This window comes from Streptomyces sp. NPDC014991 (genome assembly GCF_043080665.1).
GTDB lineage: Bacteria > Actinomycetota > Actinomycetes > Streptomycetales > Streptomycetaceae > Streptomyces.
Window position 1 is genome coordinate 106886 of sequence record NZ_JBIBVY010000012.1, and the last position, 21247, is coordinate 128132.

The 21247-nt window shown below is 72.3% G+C and carries 19 protein-coding genes; 2 read left to right on the top strand and 17 right to left on the bottom strand.

All coding sequences use genetic code 11. The features are described from left to right. Nucleotides 1-3: 3 nt before the first annotated feature. The gene (locus ACF1BE_RS20135) at nt 4-1038 is read right to left on the bottom strand and encodes an aspartate carbamoyltransferase catalytic subunit (protein WP_392200406.1); all 1035 of its coding nucleotides are present in this window, start codon (nt 1036-1038) and stop codon (nt 4-6) included. Nucleotides 1039-1127: 89 nt separating this feature from the next. Further along, entirely contained in the window at nt 1128-1697 is a 570-nt protein-coding gene (gene pyrR, locus ACF1BE_RS20140; RefSeq protein WP_373913021.1) for a bifunctional pyr operon transcriptional regulator/uracil phosphoribosyltransferase PyrR, read from the bottom strand. 254 nt (nt 1698-1951) lie between these two features. On the opposite strand from pyrR, the gene bldD reads away from it, so the two are divergent. Beyond that, entirely contained in the window at nt 1952-2455 is a 504-nt protein-coding gene (gene bldD, locus ACF1BE_RS20145; RefSeq protein ID WP_121789767.1) for a transcriptional regulator BldD, read from the top strand. Between the two features lie 393 nt (nt 2456-2848). On the opposite strand, the gene nusB is transcribed toward bldD, so the two are convergent. The 13 genes from nusB to ACF1BE_RS20210 form a co-directional block, all read right to left on the bottom strand. Continuing rightward, nucleotides 2849-3277 (bottom strand): transcription antitermination factor NusB, encoded by a 429-nt coding sequence (gene nusB / locus ACF1BE_RS20150; RefSeq protein ID WP_392200407.1) that lies wholly within the window; start codon nt 3275-3277, stop codon nt 2849-2851. 2 nt (nt 3278-3279) lie between these two features. Beyond that, on the bottom strand, nt 3280-3846 hold the full coding sequence (efp, locus tag ACF1BE_RS20155) for an elongation factor P (RefSeq protein ID WP_392200408.1): 567 nt from the start codon (nt 3844-3846) through the stop codon (nt 3280-3282). A 94-nt stretch (nt 3847-3940) separates the two neighbouring features. After that, nucleotides 3941-5047 (bottom strand): aminopeptidase P family protein, encoded by a 1107-nt coding sequence (locus ACF1BE_RS20160; RefSeq protein WP_392200409.1) that lies wholly within the window; start codon nt 5045-5047, stop codon nt 3941-3943. A gap of 674 nt (nt 5048-5721) precedes the next feature. Continuing rightward, entirely contained in the window at nt 5722-6636 is a 915-nt protein-coding gene (locus tag ACF1BE_RS20165; RefSeq protein ID WP_392200410.1) for a Pro-rich N-terminal domain-containing protein, read from the bottom strand. A gap of 281 nt (nt 6637-6917) precedes the next feature. After that, nucleotides 6918-8009 carry a 3-dehydroquinate synthase gene (gene aroB, locus ACF1BE_RS20170; protein WP_392200411.1) on the bottom strand — a complete coding sequence of 364 codons (1092 nt, stop codon included), beginning with the start codon at nt 8007-8009 and terminating at the stop codon, nt 6918-6920. Continuing rightward, entirely contained in the window at nt 8006-8488 is a 483-nt protein-coding gene (locus tag ACF1BE_RS20175; RefSeq protein ID WP_392200512.1) for a shikimate kinase, read from the bottom strand. The genes aroB and ACF1BE_RS20175 overlap by 4 nt, the downstream gene beginning before the upstream one ends. 32 nt (nt 8489-8520) lie before the next feature. Further along, the gene (gene aroC / locus ACF1BE_RS20180) at nt 8521-9705 is read right to left on the bottom strand and encodes a chorismate synthase (RefSeq protein WP_392200412.1); all 1185 of its coding nucleotides are present in this window, start codon (nt 9703-9705) and stop codon (nt 8521-8523) included. Nucleotides 9706-9868: 163 nt separating this feature from the next. Next, entirely contained in the window at nt 9869-10708 is an 840-nt protein-coding gene (locus tag ACF1BE_RS20185) for a shikimate dehydrogenase (RefSeq protein ID WP_392200413.1), read from the bottom strand. A 92-nt stretch (nt 10709-10800) separates the two neighbouring features. Continuing rightward, nucleotides 10801-12456: an endolytic transglycosylase MltG gene (gene mltG / locus ACF1BE_RS20190; RefSeq protein WP_392200414.1), complete on the bottom strand. Its 1656-nt coding sequence runs from the start codon at nt 12454-12456 to the stop codon at nt 10801-10803. 122 nt (nt 12457-12578) lie between these two features. Next, on the bottom strand, nt 12579-13043 hold the full coding sequence (gene ruvX, locus ACF1BE_RS20195; protein ID WP_392200415.1) for a Holliday junction resolvase RuvX: 465 nt from the start codon (nt 13041-13043) through the stop codon (nt 12579-12581). 15 nt (nt 13044-13058) lie between these two features. After that, on the bottom strand, nt 13059-15731 hold the full coding sequence (alaS, locus tag ACF1BE_RS20200) for an alanine--tRNA ligase (protein WP_392200416.1): 2673 nt from the start codon (nt 15729-15731) through the stop codon (nt 13059-13061). Beyond that, nucleotides 15731-16078 carry a hypothetical protein gene (locus ACF1BE_RS20205; protein ID WP_392200417.1) on the bottom strand — a complete coding sequence of 116 codons (348 nt, stop codon included), beginning with the start codon at nt 16076-16078 and terminating at the stop codon, nt 15731-15733. The genes alaS and ACF1BE_RS20205 overlap by 1 nt, the downstream gene beginning before the upstream one ends. Before the next feature lie 13 nt (nt 16079-16091). Further along, nucleotides 16092-16574, bottom strand: a complete 483-nt coding sequence (locus tag ACF1BE_RS20210) for a DUF948 domain-containing protein (RefSeq protein WP_392200418.1) — start codon at nt 16572-16574, stop codon at nt 16092-16094. A gap of 136 nt (nt 16575-16710) precedes the next feature. Between ACF1BE_RS20210 and ACF1BE_RS20215 the strand changes: the two genes are divergently transcribed. After that, nucleotides 16711-18921, top strand: coding sequence for an ATP-binding protein (locus tag ACF1BE_RS20215; protein WP_392200419.1), 2211 nt, complete (start codon nt 16711-16713; stop codon nt 18919-18921). 20 nt (nt 18922-18941) lie between these two features. Here the strand turns inward: ACF1BE_RS20215 and rpsD are convergent, their stop codons facing one another. Together rpsD and ACF1BE_RS20225 are read right to left on the bottom strand one after the other, a co-directional pair. Continuing rightward, complete coding sequence (gene rpsD, locus ACF1BE_RS20220) at nt 18942-19556, bottom strand: 30S ribosomal protein S4 (protein ID WP_121789752.1); 615 nt, start codon at nt 19554-19556, stop codon at nt 18942-18944. A 306-nt stretch (nt 19557-19862) separates the two neighbouring features. Next, nucleotides 19863-21218 carry a replication-associated recombination protein A gene (locus tag ACF1BE_RS20225; protein WP_392200420.1) on the bottom strand — a complete coding sequence of 452 codons (1356 nt, stop codon included), beginning with the start codon at nt 21216-21218 and terminating at the stop codon, nt 19863-19865. Nucleotides 21219-21247: the final 29 nt, after the last annotated feature.

Consider the following 21247-nt stretch of genomic DNA (forward strand, 5'->3'; position numbering starts at 1 on the left):
GTCTTACTTCTCCTCGGCCGTGAAGGGGGTGTGGGCGGAGCGCTCTTCGGCGGGCTGGTGGTGCGAGGCCGCCGGGCGGGCGTGGGTGACGGCGGGTTCGTTGCCGCCGAGCAGCAGGTAGAGGACGGCCATGCGGATGGAGACGCCGTTGGCGACCTGCTCGACGGCGGTGCAGCGGTCGGAGTCGGCGACCTCGGCGGTGATCTCCATGCCGCGGACCATCGGTCCGGGGTGCATCACGATGGCGTGCCCGGGCAGCCTGGCCATGCGGTCGCCGTCGAGGCCGTAGCGCCGGGCGTACTCCCGCTCGGTCGGGAAGAAGGCCGCGTTCATGCGCTCACGCTGGACGCGGAGCATCATCACCGCGTCGCACTTGGGCAGCGTGCTGTCGAGGTCGTACGACACCGCGCACGGCCAGGACTCCACGCCGATCGGCACCAGGGTGGGCGGGGCGACGAGGGTGACCTCGGCGCCGAGGGTGTGCAGCAGGTCCACGTTGGAGCGGGCGACCCGGCTGTGCAGGACGTCACCGACGAGGGTGACGCGCTTGCCGGACAGGTCCTGGCCGAGCCCGGTGTCGCGGCCGGTCAGCCGGCGGCGCAGGGTGAAGGCGTCCAGCAGGGCCTGGGTGGGGTGCTGGTGGGTGCCGTCGCCGGCGTTGATGACGGCGGCGTCGATCCAGCCGGAGTTGGCCAGGCGGTACGGGGCTCCGGAGGCGCCGTGCCGGATGACCACGGCGTCGACGCCCATGGCCTCCAGGGTCTGGGCGGTGTCCTTCAGGGACTCGCCCTTGGACACCGACGACCCCTTGGCGGTGAAGTTGATGACGTCCGCGGACAGCCGCTTCTCGGCGGCTTCGAAGGAGATGCGCGTGCGCGTGGAGTCCTCGAAGAAGAGGTTGACGATCGTCCGGCCGCGCAGGGTCGGCAGCTTCTTGATCGGCCGGTCGGCGACCCGGGCCATCTCCTCGGCGGTGTCGAGGATCAGGACGGCGTCGTCGCGGGTGAGGTCGGCGGCCGAGATGAGATGACGCTGCATCTGTCAGGCTCCGTAAGGCAGTTCAAATGGGGAGAAGCAGGGCAGGTCAGTGTGTGCCCGGGCACGCCGAAGCGGCCGGGCCTGACTTGCTACTGGCCGGCCGGCTTGGCACCGAGCAGCACGGTGTCGCGACCGTCCTCCTCGGTGAGCTGGACCTTGACCGTCTCCCGCAGCGACGTGGGGAGGTTCTTGCCGACGTAGTCGGCGCGGATGGGCAGTTCGCGGTGGCCGCGGTCGACCAGGACCGCGAGCTGGACCGCGCGCGGGCGCCCGATGTCGTTCAGGGCGTCCAGGGCGGCGCGGATGGTGCGGCCGGAGAACAGCACGTCGTCGACGAGGACGACGAGCCTGCCGTCGATGCCGTCACCGGGGATCTCGGTGCGGGCCAGCGCGCGCGGCGGGTGCAGCCGCAGGTCGTCGCGGTACATGGTGATGTCGAGCGAGCCGACCGGGACCGTCCGGTCGGTGATCTGCTCCAGCTTGGCGGCGAGCCGCTGGGCGAGGAAGACGCCCCGGGTCGGAATGCCGAGGAGCACCACGTCGTCGGCGCCCTTGGCGCGCTCGACGATCTCGTGGGCGATGCGGGTCAGCACCCGCGCGATGTCGGGGCCCTCGAGGACGGGCCGCGCATCGGCGGACGGGTTCGCGTGTGAGTCCATAAGAAACGGACCTCCTTCTCCGCCTCACGGGACGGACCTTAAAGGACGTCGGATTTGCGCCATCCACGGTAGCAGGTGCCCGGAGCGGCCCCGACGTCACCCCCTCGGCCCAGCCGCCCGCCGCCACCACGGAAGAGTCGGTGTGGACCATTCGGCTTGACGCAGAAGAGTCACGCTGCGTAACCTCACAGTGAGTTACCAGCGGCGCGGCGGGAAGACAGCCGGCCGCGTCGACACAGTGTCCGGGGAGCTATATGTCCAGCGAATACGCCAAACAGCTCGGGGCCAAGCTCCGGGCCATCCGCACCCAGCAGGGCCTTTCCCTCCACGGTGTCGAGGAGAAGTCACAGGGGCGCTGGAAGGCCGTGGTCGTCGGTTCGTACGAGCGCGGCGACCGTGCCGTGACCGTGCAGCGCCTTGCCGAGCTGGCCGATTTCTATGGCGTCCCCGTGCAGGAGCTGCTGCCGGGCACCACGCCGGGCGGCGCCGCCGAGCCGCCGCCGAAGCTCGTCCTGGACCTGGAGCGGCTGGCCACCGTGCCGGCCGAGAAGGCGGGCCCCCTCCAGCGCTACGCGGCGACGATCCAGTCCCAGCGCGGTGACTACAACGGCAAGGTGCTCTCGATCCGCCAGGACGACCTGCGCACACTCGCCGTCATCTATGACCAGTCCCCCTCGGTCCTCACCGAGCAGCTGATCAGCTGGGGCGTCCTGGACGCGGACGCGCGCCGCGCGGTGGCCGCCCACGACGAGGCCTGAGCCCGCGCTCTCGCGCCTCAGCAGAAACGTGCCGCCGGGGCGGCCGGAACCCCACGGTTCCGGCCGCCCCGGCGGCGTCTACGCCTGTTCCGGCACCCTGCGGGGGCCCAGGCGGCACGCGTGGCACCGAAAGGGCGCGGGGCCGCATCGGAATGCGGCCCCGCGGCGTGGCACGAGCGGCCACGGACGACCCGCAGCCGCCGCTGAGCGTGGCCGAACCGCTGAGCGCGGCTAGGGTCTTTCGTTCGGATCAGGCCGGATCAGGGAGCGGGTCCTGGTGCCGTGCGTCGCAAGGCGGAGGAGGGCGCCGTGGCGGAGCCATGGCAACCGACGACAACGCGGCGAGGCGCGGTGCCAGGGCCCGCGAGCCCGGCATGATCCGAACGAGAGGGCCTAGGCGCGGCGCAGCGTCGGCTTCAGCTCCTTCAGCCGGCCCAGCAGGCCGTTGACGAACGAGGGCGACTCGTCGGTGGAGAACTCCTTCGCCAGCTGCACCATCTCGTCCAGGACGACGGCGTCCGGGGTCTCGTCCACCCAGATCAGCTCGTACGCGCCCAGCCGCAGGACGTTGCGGTCGACGACCGGCATGCGGTCGAGCGTCCAGCCCACCGCGTACTGGGAGATCAGTTCGTCGATCCGCGCCGCGTGCTCCGCGTAGCCCTCGACCAGCTGCATCGTGTACTCGCTGACCGGGGGCTGCCGGGTGTCCGACCGCGAGAGCCGGATCCAGTCCGCGAGCACCGTCAGGACGTCGGCGTCGCGCTGGTCGCCCTCGAAGAGGATCTGGAAGGCGCGTTTGCGGGCCGTGTTGCGGGCAGCCACGGTTAGCTGTTCACCCGGCCGAGGTAGTCGCTGGTGCGGGTGTCGACCTTGATCTTCTCACCGGTGGTGATGAAGAGCGGGACCTGGATCTGGTGACCGGTCTCCAGGACGGCGGGCTTGGTACCGCCGGTGGAGCGGTCGCCCTGGACGCCCGGCTCGGTCTCCTGGACGGTCAGCTCGACGGCGGCCGGCAGCTCGACGAAGAGCACCTCGCCCTCGTGCTGCGCGACGGTGGCCGTGAAGCCCTCGATCAGGAAGTTGGCGGCGTCGCCGACGGCCTTGCGGTCGACCATGAGCTGGTCATAGGTCTGCATGTCCATGAAGACGAAGTACTCGCCGTCCATGTACGAGAACTGCATGTCGCGCTTGTCGACAGTGGCCGTCTCGACCTTGACACCGGCGTTGAAGGTCTTGTCGACGACCTTGCCGGAGAGCACGTTCTTGAGCTTGGTGCGCACGAAGGCCGGGCCCTTGCCGGGCTTGACGTGCTGGAACTCGACGACGGACCAGAGCTGGCCGCCTTCGAGCTTGAGCACCAGGCCGTTCTTGAGGTCGTTCGTGGAAGCCACGGTTGCGGAATCTCCTGGACTGACGTACGACCCCGGGTCACGCGCCCAGCGGCTTACGGGAAGGGCAGGTGTGCCTGGAATTCCCCGAAGTCGCTTAGAGCGCGAGCAGCTCCTTGGTCGTGATGGTGAGTAGCTCGGGTCCGCCGTCCGCCTCGGGGCGCACGACGAGCGTGTCATCGATCCGGACGCCGCCCCGGCCCGGGAGGTGGACCCCCGGTTCGACGGTGACCGGCACGCAAGCGTCCAGTTTACCCATGGCCGCGGGGGCCAGCTGCGGGTCCTCGTCGATTTCGAGTCCGACCCCGTGTCCGGTCAGCGGTGGCAGGGACTCCGCATAGCCTGCGGAATCCAGTACCTGCCGTGCCGCGCGGTCCACGTCACGGTAGGCGGTGCCGGGTGCCAGGGACTCACGCCCGGCCCGCTGAGCGGCGAAGACGAGGTCGTACAGCTCGATCTGCCAGTCGGCGGGCGAGGTCCCGATGACGAAGGTGCGGCCGATCTCGCAGCGGTAGCCGCGATAGGTGGCGCCGAGGCACACGGAGAGGAAGTCACCCTCCTCCACACGCCGGTCGGTGGGACGGTGGCCGCGGCGGCCGGCGTGCGGTCCGGTGGCCACGGAGGTGGCGAAGGCCGGGCCGTCGGCACCGTGGTCCACCAGGCGCCGCTCCAGCTCCAGCGCGAGGTGCCGTTCGGTGCGGCCGACCAGGATGGACTCCAGCAGCTCGCCGAGCGCCTGGTCGGCGATCTCGGCGCCGATGCGGAGGCAGGAGATCTCCTCCTCGTCCTTGACCACCCTGAGCTGTTCCACGGCGCCACCGAGGTCGACCAGGCGGAGCCCGGGGGCGACGGAGGTGATGGCCCTGTGCCGGCTGACGGTGAGGTGGTGCTCCTCCACGGCGAGGCCGTCGGCGGCCTGGCCCACGGCGAGGTCGGCCGCGGCGACCGCCGGGTCGCCGCCGGGTGACGCGAGGACGTGCAGGCGCAGGCTCTCGTCCGGCCGGCCTTCGGTGGGGCGCTCGTCGGGCGGACCCGCGCACACCAGGAGGTCCTCGCGCCTGCCCAGCAGGAGGACGGCGCCCTGGGGGGCGGCCCCCGCCAGATAGCGCACGTTGGCGGGGCGGCTGACCAGGGCGGCGGGGGCGCCGGCCGCGTTACAGCGGTCCCTCAGCCGGGATCGGCGGTTCGCGTACACCTCTGACATGAGACGAGCGTAGGAGTTCTGCCCGGATTGTGCCGGTTGGCAAGGGCCGAGTGGGGACGGCGGCCGTGGGTGGCGGGGGTCCGCGGTGCCGGGTACGCGGTGCTGCGGATGCCCCGGGGTGCGATTTTGTTCGGTCCCTGAGGCGGTGCCGAGGTGCCCGGGGTGCGGCTCCGTGAGGCACCGGGACGCGACGCGGCTTCGTCGGGCCCCGGGACGAACGGTCTGTGGTTGCCCGGGGCGGCGGCTCCTTGGTGCCCCGGCGGACGGTGCCGGGGGCCCGGTCCCCTGGTGCCCGGGTTCCCGATTCGGGGTGCCCGGGGTCCCGTGCCCTCGCCTCCGCGGCGCGGCGCTGCGCCCGGGGGGCCCGTGCCCTGGTGACCCGGGGTCCCGTGCCCTCGCCTCCGCGGTGCGGCGCTGCGCCCGGGGGGCCCGTGCCCTGGTGACCCGGGGTCCCGTGCCCTCGCCTCCGCGGCGCGGCGCTGTGCCCGGGGGCCCGTGCCCTGGTGACCCGGGGTCCCGTGCCCTCGCCTCCGCGGCGCGACGCTGTGCCCGGGGGGCCCGTGCCCTGGTAACCCGGGGTCCCGTGCCCTCGCCTCCGCGGCGCGGCGCTGTGCCCGGGGGGCCCGGGGGCTCGTGCGGGGTTTACGCGCTCCTCGGGGGTGCCCCACCCCCGTTCACCAGCTCGGCGGGCTCGCTACGGCTCTCGCCAGGACCTCGTCCAGGACACGGGCCGTCGCGGGGACGTCCAGCTGGGAGTTGTCGATGATCGGCAGGCCCGAGCCGTACCAGCCGGCCATGCGGCCGTGGATGCGGGCCACCTCCTCGTCGGTGAGGCGGCGGTTGCCGCTGCGTTCGGCGTTGCGCTCCAGGACGATGTCCAGACCCGGCAGGAGAACGACCGGGAGCAGGCCGGGACCCACGTGCCGCTTCCAGCCGCCGAGGCCCACGACCGGGCGGTCCGGGAACACGGCGTCGTCCAGGATGCAGGAGATGCCGTTGGCGAGGAAGTTCCGGGCGGCGAAGCCGCAGGTGCGGCGGGCCAGGCGGTACTGCGCCTCGGAGTTGTCGTTCCAGCCGGACTGGGGGTCGGCGAAGCCGGAGCGGACCCATTCGCGGACGTCGTCCAGGCTGATGTGGGCCGTGGGGACGCGGCGGTGGTCCGCCCAGTACTTGGCGACGCTGGTCTTGCCCGCGCCCGCCGGACCGATGAGGAGGACGGCGAGGGTGGTGGACGCCGGGTCGGGGACCGTGACCGTGGCGGGCGGCGCCGACGGCACGCCGACCGGGCCGCCGGGTGGCAGCGGCACGTGCCCGGTGGTATCGGGGGCCGGCGGCGGCCCGGGAGCGGGCTGAGGGGGCACGTGCGGCGGGGGCGCCGGCGGCACCGGGGCGGAGCCGGCCGGGGGCGGCTGCGGCGCCTGCGGCGGCGGACCGGGCGGGACGGGGAAGCCCGGCGGGGGGACGGGGGCGGGCCCCTGGGAGGCGCCCGGGGGCGGCCCCGGGTGGTGTGCGGCCGACGCCCAGCCGGCGTGCGGTCCCTGCCCCGGCCGGTGGGGCGGCGGCAGCGGAGACCCGACTGCGTGCTGCATCCGTTGCCACTCCGTCTCGTCGTCTTGGCTCGTTCGCCGCCGAGGCGTCCGAGTCGGTGTCGACACGCCCCCGAAGCGCACTCGCTACAGGTGATCGGCGCCGGCAGCGAGGGTGCGCCCCCGCTCGCCACCGAACGGTACCGTCCCCGGCCGTTCGGTGAAACGACCGGGGGCGGCCCGGAGTGCCCGGTCCGGCGGGGAAGAAGCGGGCACCGCCGGAACGCGCGTGCCGGCCCGGGCACCGGAACGCAGTGCGCAGGGCGCCGGGAGCGGTGTGGGACCTACTGGCCGACCTCGCCGTAGGCGGCGAGCAGGACGGCGGGGTCCGGGCCCTCCAGCAGGGTCGGCCGGGCCAGGCCGTCCAGCACGACGAAGCGCAGCAGGTCGCCGCGGGACTTCTTGTCCACCTTCATCGTCTCCAGCAGCTTGGGCCACTGGTCGTAGCGGTAGTGCAGCGGCAGGCCGACGGATTCCAGGATGGCGCGGTGGCGGTCGGCCGTCGCGTCGTCCAGGCGGCCCGCCAGGCGGCCGAGTTCGGCGGCGAAGTGCATGCCGACGGCGACCGCGGCGCCGTGCCGCCACTTGTAGCGCTCGTTCTTCTCGATGGCGTGGCCGAGCGTGTGACCGTAGTTCAGGATCTCCCGCGGACCGGACTCCTTCAGGTCCGAGGAGACGACCTCCGCCTTGACCCGGATCGACCGCTCGATCAGCTCGGCCGTGTGCGGGCCCTCCGGGGTCCGGGCGGCCTCGGGGTCGGCCTCGATCAGGTCCAGGATCACCGGGTCGGCGATGAACCCGGCCTTGATGACCTCGGCCAGTCCGGAGACGTAGTCGTGGACCGGGAGGGAGTCCAGCGCGGCCAGGTCGCAGAGCACACCGGCCGGCGGGTGGAAGGCGCCGACCAGGTTCTTGCCCTCGGCCGTGTTGATCCCGGTCTTGCCGCCGACCGCCGCGTCCACCATGGCCAGCACGGTGGTCGGGACGGCGATCCAGCGCACCCCGCGCAGCCAGGTCGCGGCGACGAAGCCGGCCAGGTCCGTGGTCGAGCCGCCGCCGACGCCGACGATGGCGTCGGTGCGGGTGAAGCCGGACTGGCCGAGCGCCTTCCAGCAGTAGGCGGCGACCTCGGCGGTCTTGGCCTCCTCCGCGTTGGGCACCTGGATGGCGACGGCCTCGTACCCCTGACCGGCCAGGTCGGCGCGGAGGGTGTCGCCGGTCTCGGCCAGCGACTCCGGGTGGATCACCGCGACCCTCTTGGCCCGCTCACCGATCAACCCGGGCAGCTCGCCCAGCAGTTGCCGGCCGACGAGCACCTCGTACGGGTCGGTGCCCGCGGTGCCCGCGACCTGGATCCGGGTGACTGCCTCGCTCATGCTTGTTTCAACTCCAGTGCGTCCAGCGCTGCTTGCGTGACCTCTTCGGGGGTGCGGCCGTCCGTGGGCACCACGGCGGTGGCGACCTCCTCGTACAGGTGCCGCCGCGCCTCCATCAGCTCGCGCCACTGCTTGCGCGGGTTGACCGCGAGCAGCGGGCGGGCCACGTTGAGCCCGGTGCGCCTGACCGCCTCCTCGACCTCCATCGAGAGGTAGATCACCCGGTGCCCGGCGAGCAACGCGCGGGTGTCCGGGTCGAGGACGGCACCGCCGCCGAGCGCGACGACGCCCTCGTGCTCGGCGAGCGCGGTCCGCACCGCCCGCTTCTCGATCGTCCGGAAGGCGTCCTCACCCTCGTCCACGAAGATCTCGGCGATGGCGCGGCCCTCGGCGGCGACGATGTCCTCGTCGGTGTCCCGGTATCCGGCCCCGAGGCGCTCGGCGAGGAGACGGCCGACGGTGGACTTGCCGACGCCCATCGGTCCGATCAGGACGACCGCTGGCACGGCACTCACCGGATCGCGAGGTTGTCGAGGTAGGACTGCACGTTGCGGCGGGTCTCGGGGACGGAGTCGCCACCGAACTTCTCGGCGACCGCGTCGGCGAGGACGAGCGCGACCATGGCCTCGGCGACGATGCCGGCGGCCGGGACCGCGCAGACGTCGGACCGCTGGTGGTGGGCCTGGGTGGCCTCACCGGTGACGACGTCCACCGTCCGCAGTGCCCGGGGCACGGTCGCGATCGGCTTCATGGCCGCGCGGACGCGCAGCAGCTCACCGGTGGTGAGACCGCCCTCGGTGCCGCCGGAACGGCCGGTGGAGCGGCGGATGCCCTCGGGGGTGGTGACGATCTCGTCGTGCGCCTGGGAGCCGGGCACCCGGGCCAGCCCGAAGCCGTCGCCGACCTCGACGCCCTTGATCGCCTGGATGCCCATGAGTGCGGCGGCCAGGCGGGCGTCCAGGCGCCGGTCCCAGTGCACGTGCGAGCCGAGGCCGACCGGCACGCCGTAGGCCAGTACCTCCACCACGCCGCCGAGCGTGTCGCCGTCCTTGTGGGCCTGGTCGATCTCCGCGACCATCGCCTTCGAGGCGTCGGCGTCCAGGCAGCGCACCGGGTCGGCGTCGAGCTTCTCGACGTCGGCCGGAGTGGGGTGCACGCCGTACGGGGCCTTGGCCGCGGCGAGTTCCACGACGTGGGAGACGATCTCGATGCCGGCCGTCTCCTTCAGGTACGACCGGGCGACCGCGCCGAGTGCCACCCGGGCGGCGGTCTCACGGGCGGAGGCGCGCTCCAGGATCGGGCGGGCCTCGTCGAAGCCGTACTTCTGCATGCCGGCGAGGTCGGCGTGGCCGGGGCGCGGGCGGGTCAGCGGTGCGTTGCGGGCCAGGCCGCCCAGCACCTCGGGGTCGACCGGGTCGGCCGCCATGACCTGCTCCCACTTCGGCCACTCGGTGTTGCCCACCATGACCGCGACCGGGGAGCCGAGGGTCAGGCCGTGCCGGACCCCGCCCAGGAAGGTGACCTCGTCCCGCTCGAACTTCATCCGCGCACCGCGGCCATAGCCGAGCCGGCGCCGCGCAAGGTGATCCGCCACCATCTCCGTGGTGATCGGCACGCCGGCGGGAAGGCCCTCCAGCGTCGCGACAAGTGCGGGACCGTGCGACTCGCCCGCGGTCAGCCAACGCAGCCTGCTCAACGATGCTCCTCAGTGTTCGCGCCCGGTACTGCCCGGCGTACGCGAGTAGGCGCGTACGGCGACGGCGCGACCGGGTGCGCGATTCCGGTACGCCACCCCCGATCCTCCCACGTCCGGGGGGCGCGGCGGCCTCCGGTCCACAGGACGGACGTCCGCGGGGGCCTCAGCGGGCGGCGAGCGCCTGCTCGCCGGCGCGGCGCATGGCCCCCACCGGGGCCGGCGCCCGCCCGGTCATCTGCTCGACCTGGAGGACGGCCTGGTGCACCAGCAGATCGAGGCCGCTGACCACGGCGCCGCCGAACATGGACCAGCGGGCCGCCAGCTCGGTGGGCCAGGGCTCGTACAGCACGTCGAAGAGGGTGGCGGGGCGCTCGGGTACGGCGACGGCGAGGGCGTCGGTCGTACCGGCGGGCGTGGTGGCGATCACCAGCGGGGCGCGCAGCGCCTCGGCGGCATCCGCCCAGTCGGCCGTACGGACCTCCACGTCCAGCCGCTCGCCCCACTGCCGCATCTCGGCGGCGCGGGCCGCGCTGCGGACGTAGGCGACGACCTCGCCGGTGCAGACGCGGGCCAGCGCGGCGAGCGCGGAGGACGCGGTGGCGCCGGCGCCGAGGATCGCGGCGGAGTCGACCTGCTCGATGCCGTGCTCGCGCAGGGCGGCCACCATGCCCGGGATGTCGGTGTTGTCGCCGATCCGGCGGCCGTCCTCGGTGAGGACGAGGGTGTTGACCGCGTCGACGGCGGCGGCGGTCTCGCTGATCTCGTCGGCCAGAGCGATGACCGCCCGTTTCAGCGGCATGGTCAGCGACAGCCCGGCCCACTCCGGTCCGAGCCGGTCCAGGAAGCCGGGCAGGGCGGCCTCGTCGACCTCGAAGCTGTCGTAGGACCAGCCGGTGAGTCCGAGCGCGTCGTAGGCGGCGCGGTGCAGCACCGGGGAGAGGGAGTGGGCGATGGGCGAACCGAGCACGGCGGCCCGGCGGCCGTCGACTGCCCTTGATGTCATGAAAACCTGTCCTTGAGCCTCGCGTGGGGGGTGTGCACCCCCCGCCCGGGCCGCGTTCTCCGTCGCGTGAGCCCGGAAGATCCGTCCCGCCGTCAGTTCTTCTTTCTCGACGCGTTCCACTCGTTGACGAGTTTCTCGTGGTCCTCGAGTGTCTTGGTGAACTTGCTGGTCTTGCCGTCCATCGAGATGAAGTAGTACCAGCCGTCGTCGGTCGGATCGAGCGCTCCTCTGAGTGCTTCCTCGCCGGGGTTGTCGATGGGACCCGGCGGCAGACCCTTGGAGAAGTACGTGTTGTAGGGGTTGTCGTACTTACGCAGCTCGGCGATGCTGAGGTCGATCTTCGACTGGTTCTTCACATAGTTGTAGGTGGAGTCGAACTCCAGCCGGCCGTAGGTCTGCGGGTTGTCCGGCTCGAGGCGGTTGTAGACGACCTCGGCCATCTTGCGGAAGTCGTCGTGGCTCGTGCCCTCGGCCTGCGCCAGGCTCGCCACGGTCAGCAGCTGCCACGGGCTGTCCAGGCCGAGCGACCTGGCCCGGCTCTCCACGCCCAGCTCCTGGAACTTGGCGGTGGCCTGCGACACCATCTTCTTCAGGACGGCCTCGGGTTTCTGGCCCTTGGTGACGGCGTAGCTGGAGGGGTAGAGGAAGCCTTCCAGCGGGTCCTTCAGATACGGGTGGTTCAGCGCCCAGCCAGGCAGCCCGAGGTGCTTGTACTCCTTCTTCGCGACCCGCGCCGTGGTGCCGGCCGCCACTCCGAGACGCTTGTCGACCAGTGCGTAGACGGCCGTGTTGCGCAGACCCTCGGCGATGATCAGGTTGCTGCGGCTCTTGGGACTGAGCATCAGTTCCACCGCGCTCGCGGCGGACATCTGCTTCTGCAGCGTGTAGACACCGTCCTGGATCGACTTGCCCTGCGGGTTGGCCTGGAGGGCGGAGACGAACGCGGCGGCGCTCTCGACGACGTCCGCCTCTTTCAGCTTCTGGCCGATCTCCCAGCCGCCGGCGTTCTTGGGGATCTCGACCGTGACCTGGTGACCGTTCCCGCTGCCCGCGTAGTCGGGGGCCGCGCCGAAACGGTTCTGGTAGAACTTGTAGCCGAAGTAGCCGACCCCGCCGAGGCCGCCGCCGAACACCAGGACGACCACCATGCAGGCGCAGCCGGTACGGCCCTTCTTGCTCTTGACGGGTTTCTTGCCGCGCCGCTCGCGGCGGGTCCGCAGCTCGTGTTCCTCGCCGTCGTCGTCCGCGTCACCGCCGCCGCCCGCGAGGACGGCGTGCTCCGCCTCGGCCGGCGCCTCCGGCTCCGGCTCGGGGTGTCTGCGGCTGGGCGGCACCGGCGGCGGATAGGCCTCGTCCGTGCCGTAGAAGTCGGGCTGTTCCCCGCCGTACGCCATGGGCTGCTGGCCGTACGGGTCGCCCGGGTCGGCGGCGTACGGCACCTGGCCGTGGGTGCCGGCGGCATCCCATCCGCCCTGCTGGAACGGCTGCTGGGCGTGCCCGGCGTAGTCCTCGTCGTAGCCGGGGCCGCCCTGTCCCTGGTCGTACGGGTGCTGCTGTGCGGCGGGACCGGGCTGCTGTTCCTGGCTCCAGCCGCCGTACCGCGACTCCTGCGGATGGTGCTGCGGCCGGCCGCCGTAGGGGGACTGCTGACCCTGCTCGGCCTGCTGTCCTTCCCATCCGCCGTCCCCGTACAACGGGTCCTGCGGATGCCACGGTTCGGAGCCTGGGCCCCGGCCATACTCAGTCATCGATCCCCTAGAGCCGCGAGGCCGGCGGTCACGCGGCTGGTGGGCCGGTGTCCGCTCCGCCTCTTGCTGTGCGCCGGCTGTTCGAACACCGGCGCATCGCGCGGAACGTTACCGTATCGCGATCAGATGACCACTTCGACGCCTTCGCCGGGTGCGCTGCCTGACACCCGTTCGGATTCCAGGGCCTGCTGCAGAATGATGACCGCGGCCGCCTGGTCGATGACCGCGCGGCCCTTCTTCGACCTCACGCCCGAGGCGCGCAGCCCCTGACTGGCCGTCACGGTCGTCATCCGCTCATCCACCAGGCGCACCGGCACCGGCCTGATGCCGCCGGCCAGCTCCTGGGCGAAGGCGCGCACCTTGACCGCGGCCGGGCCCTCGCCCCCCTTGAGGGAGCGAGGGAGACCGACGACGACCTCGATCGGTTCGTACTCCTCCACCAGCTGACGCAACCGGCGGTGGGCGGCGGGGACGTCCCGGCCGGGGACGGTCTCCACCGGGGTGGCGAGGATCCCGTCGGGGTCGCACGAGGCGACCCCGATCCGGGCATCCCCGACGTCGATCGCGAGCCGGCGTCCTCTGCGCATCGTGATGGCCGTTCCCTACTTGGCGGTCTCGGCGACGAGCCGCTCGACGGCCTCGACGGCCTCACCGACGGCGGCCGGGTTCTGGCCGCCGCCCTGGGCGACGTCCGGCTTGCCGCCACCGCCGCCGCCGAGGGTCTTGGCGGCGGTCCGGACCAGGTCACCGGCCTTCAGGCCGCGCTCGCGGGCGGCCTCGTTGGTGGCGATGACCGTCAGCGGCTTGCCGTTGCTGACGGTGAACAGGGCGACCACGGCGGCCCGACCGCCCTGGATCCGGCCGCGCACGTCCAGGACGAGCCTGCGCAGGTCGTCCGGGGTGGTGCCGTCCGGGACCCGGCCGGTGACGACCGCGACGCCGCGCACGTCCGTGGCGGACTCGGCGAGACCGGCGGCCGCCTGGAGCACCTTCTCGGCGCGGAACCGCTCGATCTCCTTCTCGGCGTCCTTCAGCTTGCCGAGCATGGCGGAGACCTTCTCCGGCAGCTCCTCCGGGCGGCCCTTGACCAGCTCCTGGAGCTGGGCGACGACCGTGTGCTCGCGGGCGAGGAAGTGGTAGGCGTCCACACCGACGAGGGCCTCGATACGTCGGACGCCCGAGCCGATGGAGGATTCGCCGAGCAGCTTCACCAGGCCCAGCTGGGCGGTGTTGTGCACGTGCGTGCCGCCGCACAGCTCCTTGGAGAAGTCGCCGATGGTCACCACGCGGACCCGCTCGCCGTACTTCTCGCCGAACTCGGCGATGGCGCCCTGCTTCTTGGCCTCGTCGATGCCCATGACCTCGGCGTGCACGTCGAGGTCGCGGGCGAGGACCTCGTTGATCTTCTGCTCGACGTCGGTCATCACGGCCGTCGGGACGGCGGAGGGGGAGCCGAAGTCGAAGCGGAAACGGCCGGGCTGGTTCTCGGAACCGGCCTGGGCGGCCGTGGGGCCGAGGGCGTCCCGCAGCGCCTGGTGGGTCAGGTGGGTGGCCGAGTGGGCGCGGGCGATGGCCTTGCGGCGGCGCGAGTCGATCGAGGCGTGGGCCTTGGCGCCGACGGTGACCTCCCCGACCAGGACGACGCCCTTGTGGACGTACACGCCGGGGACCGGCTTCTGGCAGTCGCGGACCTCGATCACGGCACCGGAGTCGACCCTGATGCGGCCGGTGTCACCGATCTGGCCGCCGCCCTCGGCGTAGAAGGGGGTGCGGTCCAGGACGACCTCGACCTCGTCGCCCTCGGTGGCGGCCGGCGAGGAGACGCCGTCGACGAGGAGGCCCACGATCGTGGTCTCGCTCTCGGTGTCGGTGTAGCCGATGAAGTCGGTGGCACCGGCGGAGTCGGCGATCTCACGGTAGGCGCCCATGTCGGCGTGGCCGGTCTTCTTGGCCTGGGCGTCGGCCTTGGCGCGCTCCCGCTGCTCCTTCATCAGGCGGCGGAAGCCGTCCTCGTCCACCGAGAGGCCCTGCTCGGCGGCCATCTCCAGGGTGAGGTCGATGGGGAAGCCCCAGGTGTCGTGGAGCAGGAAGGCCTTGTCGCCGGAGAGGACCGTGCCGCCGGACTGCCTGGTCTCGGTGACGGCGGTGTCGAGGATGTTGGTGCCGGCCTTCAGCGTCTTGAGGAAGGCGTTCTCCTCGGCGACGGCGACCTTCTCGATGCGCTCGCGGTCGGTGACCAGTTCGGGGTACTGCTGACCCATCATGCGGATCACGACGTCGATCAGGTCGTGGACGACCGGGCCGGTGGCGCCCAGCAGGCGCATGTTGCGGATGGCGCGGCGCATGATGCGGCGCAGCACGTAACCGCGGCCCTCGTTGCCCGGCGTGACGCCGTCGCCGATGAGCATGGTGGCGGTGCGCATGTGGTCGGTGACGACACGGAGGGAGACGTCGGAGGCCTGGGTGTCGCCGTAGCGGACACCGGTCAGCTCGGTGGCCTTCTCGATGACGGCCATCGACGTGTCGATCTCGTACATGTTCCGCACGCCCTGGAGGATCATGGCGAGCCGCTCCAGGCCGAGGCCCGTGTCGATGTTCTTGCTCGGCAGGTCCCCGAGGATCTCGAAGTTGTCCTTGCCGATGCCCTCGCCCCGCTCGTACTGCATGAAGACGAGGTTCCAGATCTCCACGTACCGCTCGTCGTTGACGGCGGGGCCGCCCTCGGCGCCGAACTCGGGGCCGCGGTCGTAGTTGATCTCGGAGCAGGGGCCGCAGGGGCCGGGGACGCCCATCGACCAGTAGTTGTCCTTCATGCCCAGGCGCTGGATGCGCTCCTTGGGCACGCCGACGACCTCGTGCCAGATGCGCTCGGCCTCGTCGTCCTCCTGGTAGACGGTGATCCACAGACGCTCGGGGTCGAGGCCGTAACCGCCCTTGTCCTGGGAGCTGGTGAGCAGCTCCCAGGCGAGTTCGATGGCGCCTTCCTTGAAGTAGTCGCCGAAGGAGAAGTTGCCGCACATCTGGAAGAACGTGCCGTGCCGCGTGGTCTTGCCGACCTCTTCGATGTCCGGCGTGCGCACGCACTTCTGCACGCTGGTGGCGCGGCTGAAGGGAGGCTTGACCTCACCCAGGAAGTAGGGCTTGAAGGGGACCATGCCGGCGGGAACGAGGAGCAGAGTCGGGTCGTCCGCGATGAGCGACGCCGAAGGGACGACGGTGTGCCCGCGCTCCTCGAAGAAGCTCAGCCAGCGGCGGCGAATCTCGGCCGACTCCATCAGTAGTCCTCATTCCGGTTGTGCGTGTACGTCGGGTTCTCGATGTACTTCGGGTTGCTGCGGTCGTTCTCGATGGCGGCGTACCGCCGGGGGGCGGCCGGTCCGGGGGCCGCGTCGATGCCCAGCGCCTCCCCCAGTTCGGCCTCGCGCCGCGCCATGTTGTCGCGCACGTCGAGCGCGAAACCGACCGCGCGGTCCTTCAGCCGCTGACCGGTCTCCAGAGCCTTGTTCGCCGCGGTGACGGCCAGGCTCTCCGGGGTCAGCTGCCTGAGCTTGCGGTTGACCTTGGTGGTGGCCCACACACCGGCGGCGGCACCCGTGGTGAACCAGAACGTACGGCGGAACATCTGACCGGCTCTCCTACTTTTCGGTGTTTCCGCGGTTCCGCCTGCTCCGCCGTGCGGCCGGCACCGTCCGGCCGACGATGACGGCACTCCGGGGCGGCGCGGCGGGCGCGTCCTCCTTGCGGCCGCCCAGCGCCCGGCGGACGCCGTAGCCGAAGGCCGCGACCTTGACCAGCGGGCCGCCGAAGGTGGAGGCGACGGTGGTGGACAGCGCGGAGGCGTTGGACGTGACTTCCTGGACGTCCGAGGCGATCGCGTCGACCCGGTCGATCTGCGTCTGCGCGGAGCGCACCGCCTGGGAGGCGTCGGCCAGCAGCGGGACCGCCTGGTCGGTCACGTCCGCCACGAGCTTGGTGGTCGCCTTGAGCGTCTGGGCCAGCCTCGCCAGTGCCACGGCGAGGAAGGAGACCAGGATCGCCCAGAAGACGGCCACCAGAATCCCGGCCACCTCTCCACCGGACACTGTGCGCACCCGCTCCCTGAAACGTGCTCTGAACATCGGAACCATGAAAAAGCAGTGCCCCGAGCCTATCGCGCCGGGGCCAGGGCTCCGCACCGCATCCGGCGGGCGCCGACGGTGGAGTCACGGGAAGCGATTGTACGGAGTGAACACACTTCAGTACGCTCCGTGTCCCATGCGAGATGCTCAGGCCCCCGTCCCCTGGGCGGACGGCGATCCGCCCCTCGAACTCACCGCCTTCGTCGGGCGCTCCGCCGAACTGGCCGAACTGACGTCGGCGCTCGGCCAGGCCCGGCTGGTGACCGTGACCGGCACGGGCGGCATCGGCAAGTCGCGGCTGGCTGTGCGCGCGGCGGCGCGCTGGGCCGCCGGTGCCGCGCCCGGGGGCGCGGGCTGGGCGCGGGTGGACCTGGCGGCCGTCCGCGATCCGCAGTTCGTGGAGTACGCGGTCATGGAGGCGCTGGGCCTCACCGGCCGGACCAGCCGCCTGCCCTGCGAGACGCTGCTGGAACACCTGGCCGGCCGGCGGATGCTCCTGGTGCTGGACGGGTTCGAGCACCTGGCGCCGGCCAGCGCCGAGCTGGTGGCGGAGCTGCTTCGGAAGCTGCCGCGGCTCGGGGTGCTGGCCGTGGGCCGGCGCCCGCTGGGCCTGACGGGCGAGCGGCTGTTCCCGCTGCCCCCGCTCAGCGAGGACGAGGCGGTGGAGCTGTTCACGGACCGGGCACGCGAGCAGGGCCTCACGGTGGCCGACGGCACGGAGGTGCGGGAGCTGTGCCGCCGGCTGGACGGGATCCCGCTGGCGCTCGAGCTGGCGGCGGGACGGCTGCGGGCGCTGTCCCCCGCGCAGCTGCTCCAGCGTCTGGACGACCGGTTCCGGTTGCTGACCGGCGGCGGCCGCGACGCGCTCCCCCGGCACCAGACGCTGCGCACGGCGATCGGCTGGAGTCACGAGCTGTGCACGCCCGCCGAGCGGCTGCTGTGGGCGCGGCTGTCGGTGTTCGCCGGGACCTTCGACCTGGAGGCGGCCGAGTACGTGTGCAGCGGGGACGGGCTGGCCGCCGAGGACGTCCTGGACGTGCTGTCGGAACTGCTCACCCAGTCGGTCGTCTCCCGCGAGGAGACCCCGGCGGGGCCCCGCTACGAGATGCTGGACACCGTCCGCGCCTACGGCGCCGACTGGCTGGAGGCGACCGGGGACGCGGAGCGGCTGCGGCGGCGGCACCGCGACTGGTACCTCGGTCTCGCCACCATGTGCGAGCTGGACTGGTTCTCGCCCCGGCAGCGGGAGGTGGCCGCGCGGGTGGACGTCGAGCTGCCCAATCTGCGGGCCGCGCTGGACGTCTCCCTGGCCGACCCGCAGGACGCGCATCTCGGCCAGTACCTGGCGGGCTCGCTGTGGTTCTGCTGGGTGGGCTGCGGGCGGCTCGCGGAGGGGCGGCGCTGGCTGGAGCGCAGCGTGGAACTGGAGTCGGGGTACGCGCGGTCCCGGCTGAAGGCACTGTGGGTGCTCGGTTACGTGGCGGTCCTCCAGGGCGACGCCGTGCCCGCGCTGAAGGCCCTCCGAACGTGCCGGGAGCAGGCGGAACGGACTGCCGACCCGACGGCTCTGGCGTACGCGGAGCACCGCACCGGCTGTCTGGCCCTGGTCACGGACGACATGGCCCGCGCGGAGACGCTGCTGCGGTCGGCGCTGGCCCGCTACGAGGAGATCGGCGAGCTGAACAGCAACGTGCTGATGGGTCAGGTGGAACTGGCGATGACCCGGGCGTTCCAGGGGGACCTGCCGGACGCGGTGCGCCTGTGCGAGGACGTGCGCCGGGTGTGCGAGGACCACGGGGAGCGGTGGGCGCGGTCGTACGCCCTCTACGTGCTGGCGTACGCCGCCTGGCGCGACGGGGACAGCGACGGTGCGCGGGAGCTGCTGGCGGACTCCCTGGGCCACGCGCACGCCTTCCACGACCTGCTGGCCTGTGTCCTGGTGATCGAGCTGCTGGCGCTGGTGACGGTGAGCGGCGGCGACGCGGCCGAGGCGGCCGTGCTCCAGGGCGCGGCGGGCCGGCTGTGGCCGTCGGTGGGGCTGCCGCTGTTCGGCTCGGCGCACTACAACGCCCCGCACGAGCAGTGCGAGGCGTCCGCGCGGCAGGCGCTCGGCGACACGCGGTACGAGGCGTACGTACGGCAGGGGGCCGGGCTGGACCGGGAGGCGGCGGTGGCCCGGGCGCTGGCACACGGCGGGGCACGGCCGCTGGGCGGCCTGCCGGGGCCGCGCGGGCCGGTGCCCGGGGACGGCGGCACGGACGGTGGCACGGACGGGAGGCGCGGGGAGGCCGGGAAACGCGAACCCGCCGCCTCGCCCACCCGGAAGGGCGGGGAGACGGCGGGCTGAGAGTTACGCCGGGGCTGGGGTCAGCGGGCGTAGTACTCGACGACGAGCTGCTCGTCGCAGATCACCGGGATCTCCTTGCGGTTCGGCTCGCGGTCCAGGCGGAAGGCCAGGGCGCGGAGGTTCACCTGAAGGTAGCGCGGGGTCTCGCCGTCGGGGGCGAAGCCACCCTCACGGGCGACCTGGAAGAGCGTCTTGTCCTTGGAGCGGTCGCGGACCTGCACGACGTCGTCCGGGCGGACACGGAAGGACGGCTTGTCGACCTTCTGGCCGTTGACCTGGATGTGGCCGTGGACGACCATCTGGCGGGCCTGGTAGATCGTGCGGGCGATGCCCGAACGCAGGACCAGCGCGTCGAGACGGCGCTCGAGCTCGATGATCAGGGCCTCACCGGTCTTGCCCTGGACCTTGGAGGCACGCTCGTAGGCGCGGACGAGCTGACGCTCGGACACGTCGTACTGCGCGCGCAGACGCTGCTTCTCCAGCAGACGGACCTTGTAGTCCGAGTTCTGCTTGCGGCCACGGCCGTGCTCACCCGGCGGGTAGGGGCGGGCCTCGAAGTACTTGACGGCCTTCGGGGTCAGAGCGATGCCGAGGGCACGCGACTTCTTGACCTTGGGGCGGGACTGGTTCGCCACTGTCTGTGTCTCTTTTCGTGAAATTCCGGCTTGTCAGCGTTTAGGGAGGTCGCATCCGCAGCCGGGAGAACCCGCCGGGTCCGCAGGGGACCTGTCGGGCAGCCGCTTCCCTGGTCTGGGCACATACGTGCAGCACGCGAGTGGCCCACCGACCGTCCCGGAACTCCGGGTGGTGGTGGGCTGCCCGCGACACCGTTCGACGGTGCGCGACGCTCCTGGAGCCGGTCCGCGAGGGACCGGATCTCCGGCTGGCTCTCCCGCTCTGACGGCACGGGAGTCAGCACTTCGGAGCAGTCTACAGGGTGGTCAGGGCCGCTTGCGACCGAGGTGTTCGCGGGTCCACTCGACCGCGTCCGCGTACCGGGCCTCGGCGCCGTGCCGGCTGGGCGTGTAGTACGCGCGGTCCCGCAGGGCGTCCGGGGCGTACTGCTGCCGGGCGATGCCCTCGGGCAGGTCGTGCGGGTACACGTACCCCTGCGCGTGGCCGAGGTCGGCGGCGCCCTTGTAGTGCCCGTCGCGCAGGTGGGGCGGGACCGGGCCGGCCAGACCCTTGCGTACGTCCTCCCTCGCGGCGGCGATCGCGGTGGTCGCGCTGTTGGACTTGGGGGCGAGGGCCAGGGCGATCGTGGCGTGGCTGAGGGTGAGCGCGGCCTCGGGGAAACCGATCATGGCGACGGCCTGGGCGGCGGCGACGGCGACGGGCAGCGCGTTCGGGTCGGCGAGGCCGATGTCCTCGCTGGCGGAGATCATCAGCCGGCGGGCGATGAACCGGGGGTCCTCGCCGGCCTCGATCATGCGGGCCAGGTAGTGCAGGGCCGCGTCGACGTCGGAGCCGCGGATGGACTTGATGAGGGCGCTGGCGACGTCGTAGTGCTGGTCGCCTTCGCGGTCGTACTTCACCGCGGCGCGGTCGACGGTCTGCTCCAGCGTCCGCAGGCTGATCTCGCTCTCGCCCTGGGCCAGCGCGGCCCCGGCGGCGGCCTCCAGGGCGGTCAGGGCGCGGCGGGCGTCACCGCCGGCGATCCGCAGCAGGTGCTCCTCGGTGTCCGCGGGCAGGCCGACGGCGTTCTTCAGGCCGCGCTCGTCGGCGAGGGCCCGGCGGAGCAGCCCGCGGACGTCGTCGTCGGTGAGCGGTTCCAGCGTCAGGAGCAGGGAGCGGGAGAGCAGCGGGGAGATCACCGAGAAGTACGGGTTCTCCGTCGTGGCCGCGATCAGGGTCACCCAGCGGTTCTCCACGGCCGGCAGGAGCGAGTCCTGCTGGGCCTTGCTGAAGCGGTGGATCTCGTCCAGGAAGAGGACGGTCTCCTTGCCGAAGCCACCGACGGCACGGCGGGCACCGTCGATGACCGCGCGGACCTCCTTGACACCCGCGGTGATCGCGGACAGCTCCACGAACCGCTTGTCGGTCGCCTTCGACACGACGTAGGCCAGGGTCGTCTTGCCGGTGCCGGGCGGGCCCCACAGGACCACCGAGGAGGGCCCGGCGGGGCCGCCGGAGCCCTCGCCCACCAGCCGGCGCAGCGGCGAGCCGGGTTTCAGCAGATGCTGCTGGCCCACGACCTCGTCCAGCGTGCGCGGGCGCATGCGCACGGCCAGGGGGCTGCCTGCCGGGTCCTTCTCCTGGCGTTCTTCCGCCGCGGCGGTGAAAAGGTCGGGTTCCACGTCAAAACCCTAGAACACGGCACTGACAA

Bases quoted from the DNA above. Each gene is read 5' to 3' on its own strand.
- ACF1BE_RS20135 (WP_392200406.1), bottom strand. From the start codon at position 1,038: ATGCAGCGTCATCTCATCTCGGCCGCCGACCTCACCCGCGACGACGCC.
- pyrR (WP_373913021.1), bottom strand. From the start codon at position 1,697: ATGGACTCACACGCGAACCCGTCCGCCGATGCGCGGCCCGTCCTCGAG.
- bldD (WP_121789767.1), top strand. From the start codon at position 1,952: ATGTCCAGCGAATACGCCAAACAGCTCGGGGCCAAGCTCCGGGCCATC.
- ACF1BE_RS20160 (WP_392200409.1), bottom strand. From the start codon at position 5,047: ATGTCAGAGGTGTACGCGAACCGCCGATCCCGGCTGAGGGACCGCTGT.
- ACF1BE_RS20165 (WP_392200410.1), bottom strand. From the start codon at position 6,636: ATGCAGCACGCAGTCGGGTCTCCGCTGCCGCCGCCCCACCGGCCGGGG.
- aroB (WP_392200411.1), bottom strand. From the start codon at position 8,009: ATGAGCGAGGCAGTCACCCGGATCCAGGTCGCGGGCACCGCGGGCACC.
- ACF1BE_RS20175 (WP_392200512.1), bottom strand. From the start codon at position 8,488: ATGGGCGTCGGCAAGTCCACCGTCGGCCGTCTCCTCGCCGAGCGCCTC.
- ACF1BE_RS20185 (WP_392200413.1), bottom strand. From the start codon at position 10,708: ATGACATCAAGGGCAGTCGACGGCCGCCGGGCCGCCGTGCTCGGTTCG.
- mltG (WP_392200414.1), bottom strand. From the start codon at position 12,456: ATGACTGAGTATGGCCGGGGCCCAGGCTCCGAACCGTGGCATCCGCAG.
- ruvX (WP_392200415.1), bottom strand. From the start codon at position 13,043: ATGCGCAGAGGACGCCGGCTCGCGATCGACGTCGGGGATGCCCGGATC.
- alaS (WP_392200416.1), bottom strand. From the start codon at position 15,731: ATGGAGTCGGCCGAGATTCGCCGCCGCTGGCTGAGCTTCTTCGAGGAG.
- ACF1BE_RS20205 (WP_392200417.1), bottom strand. From the start codon at position 16,078: ATGTTCCGCCGTACGTTCTGGTTCACCACGGGTGCCGCCGCCGGTGTG.
- ACF1BE_RS20210 (WP_392200418.1), bottom strand. From the start codon at position 16,574: ATGTTCAGAGCACGTTTCAGGGAGCGGGTGCGCACAGTGTCCGGTGGA.
- ACF1BE_RS20215 (WP_392200419.1), top strand. From the start codon at position 16,711: ATGCGAGATGCTCAGGCCCCCGTCCCCTGGGCGGACGGCGATCCGCCC.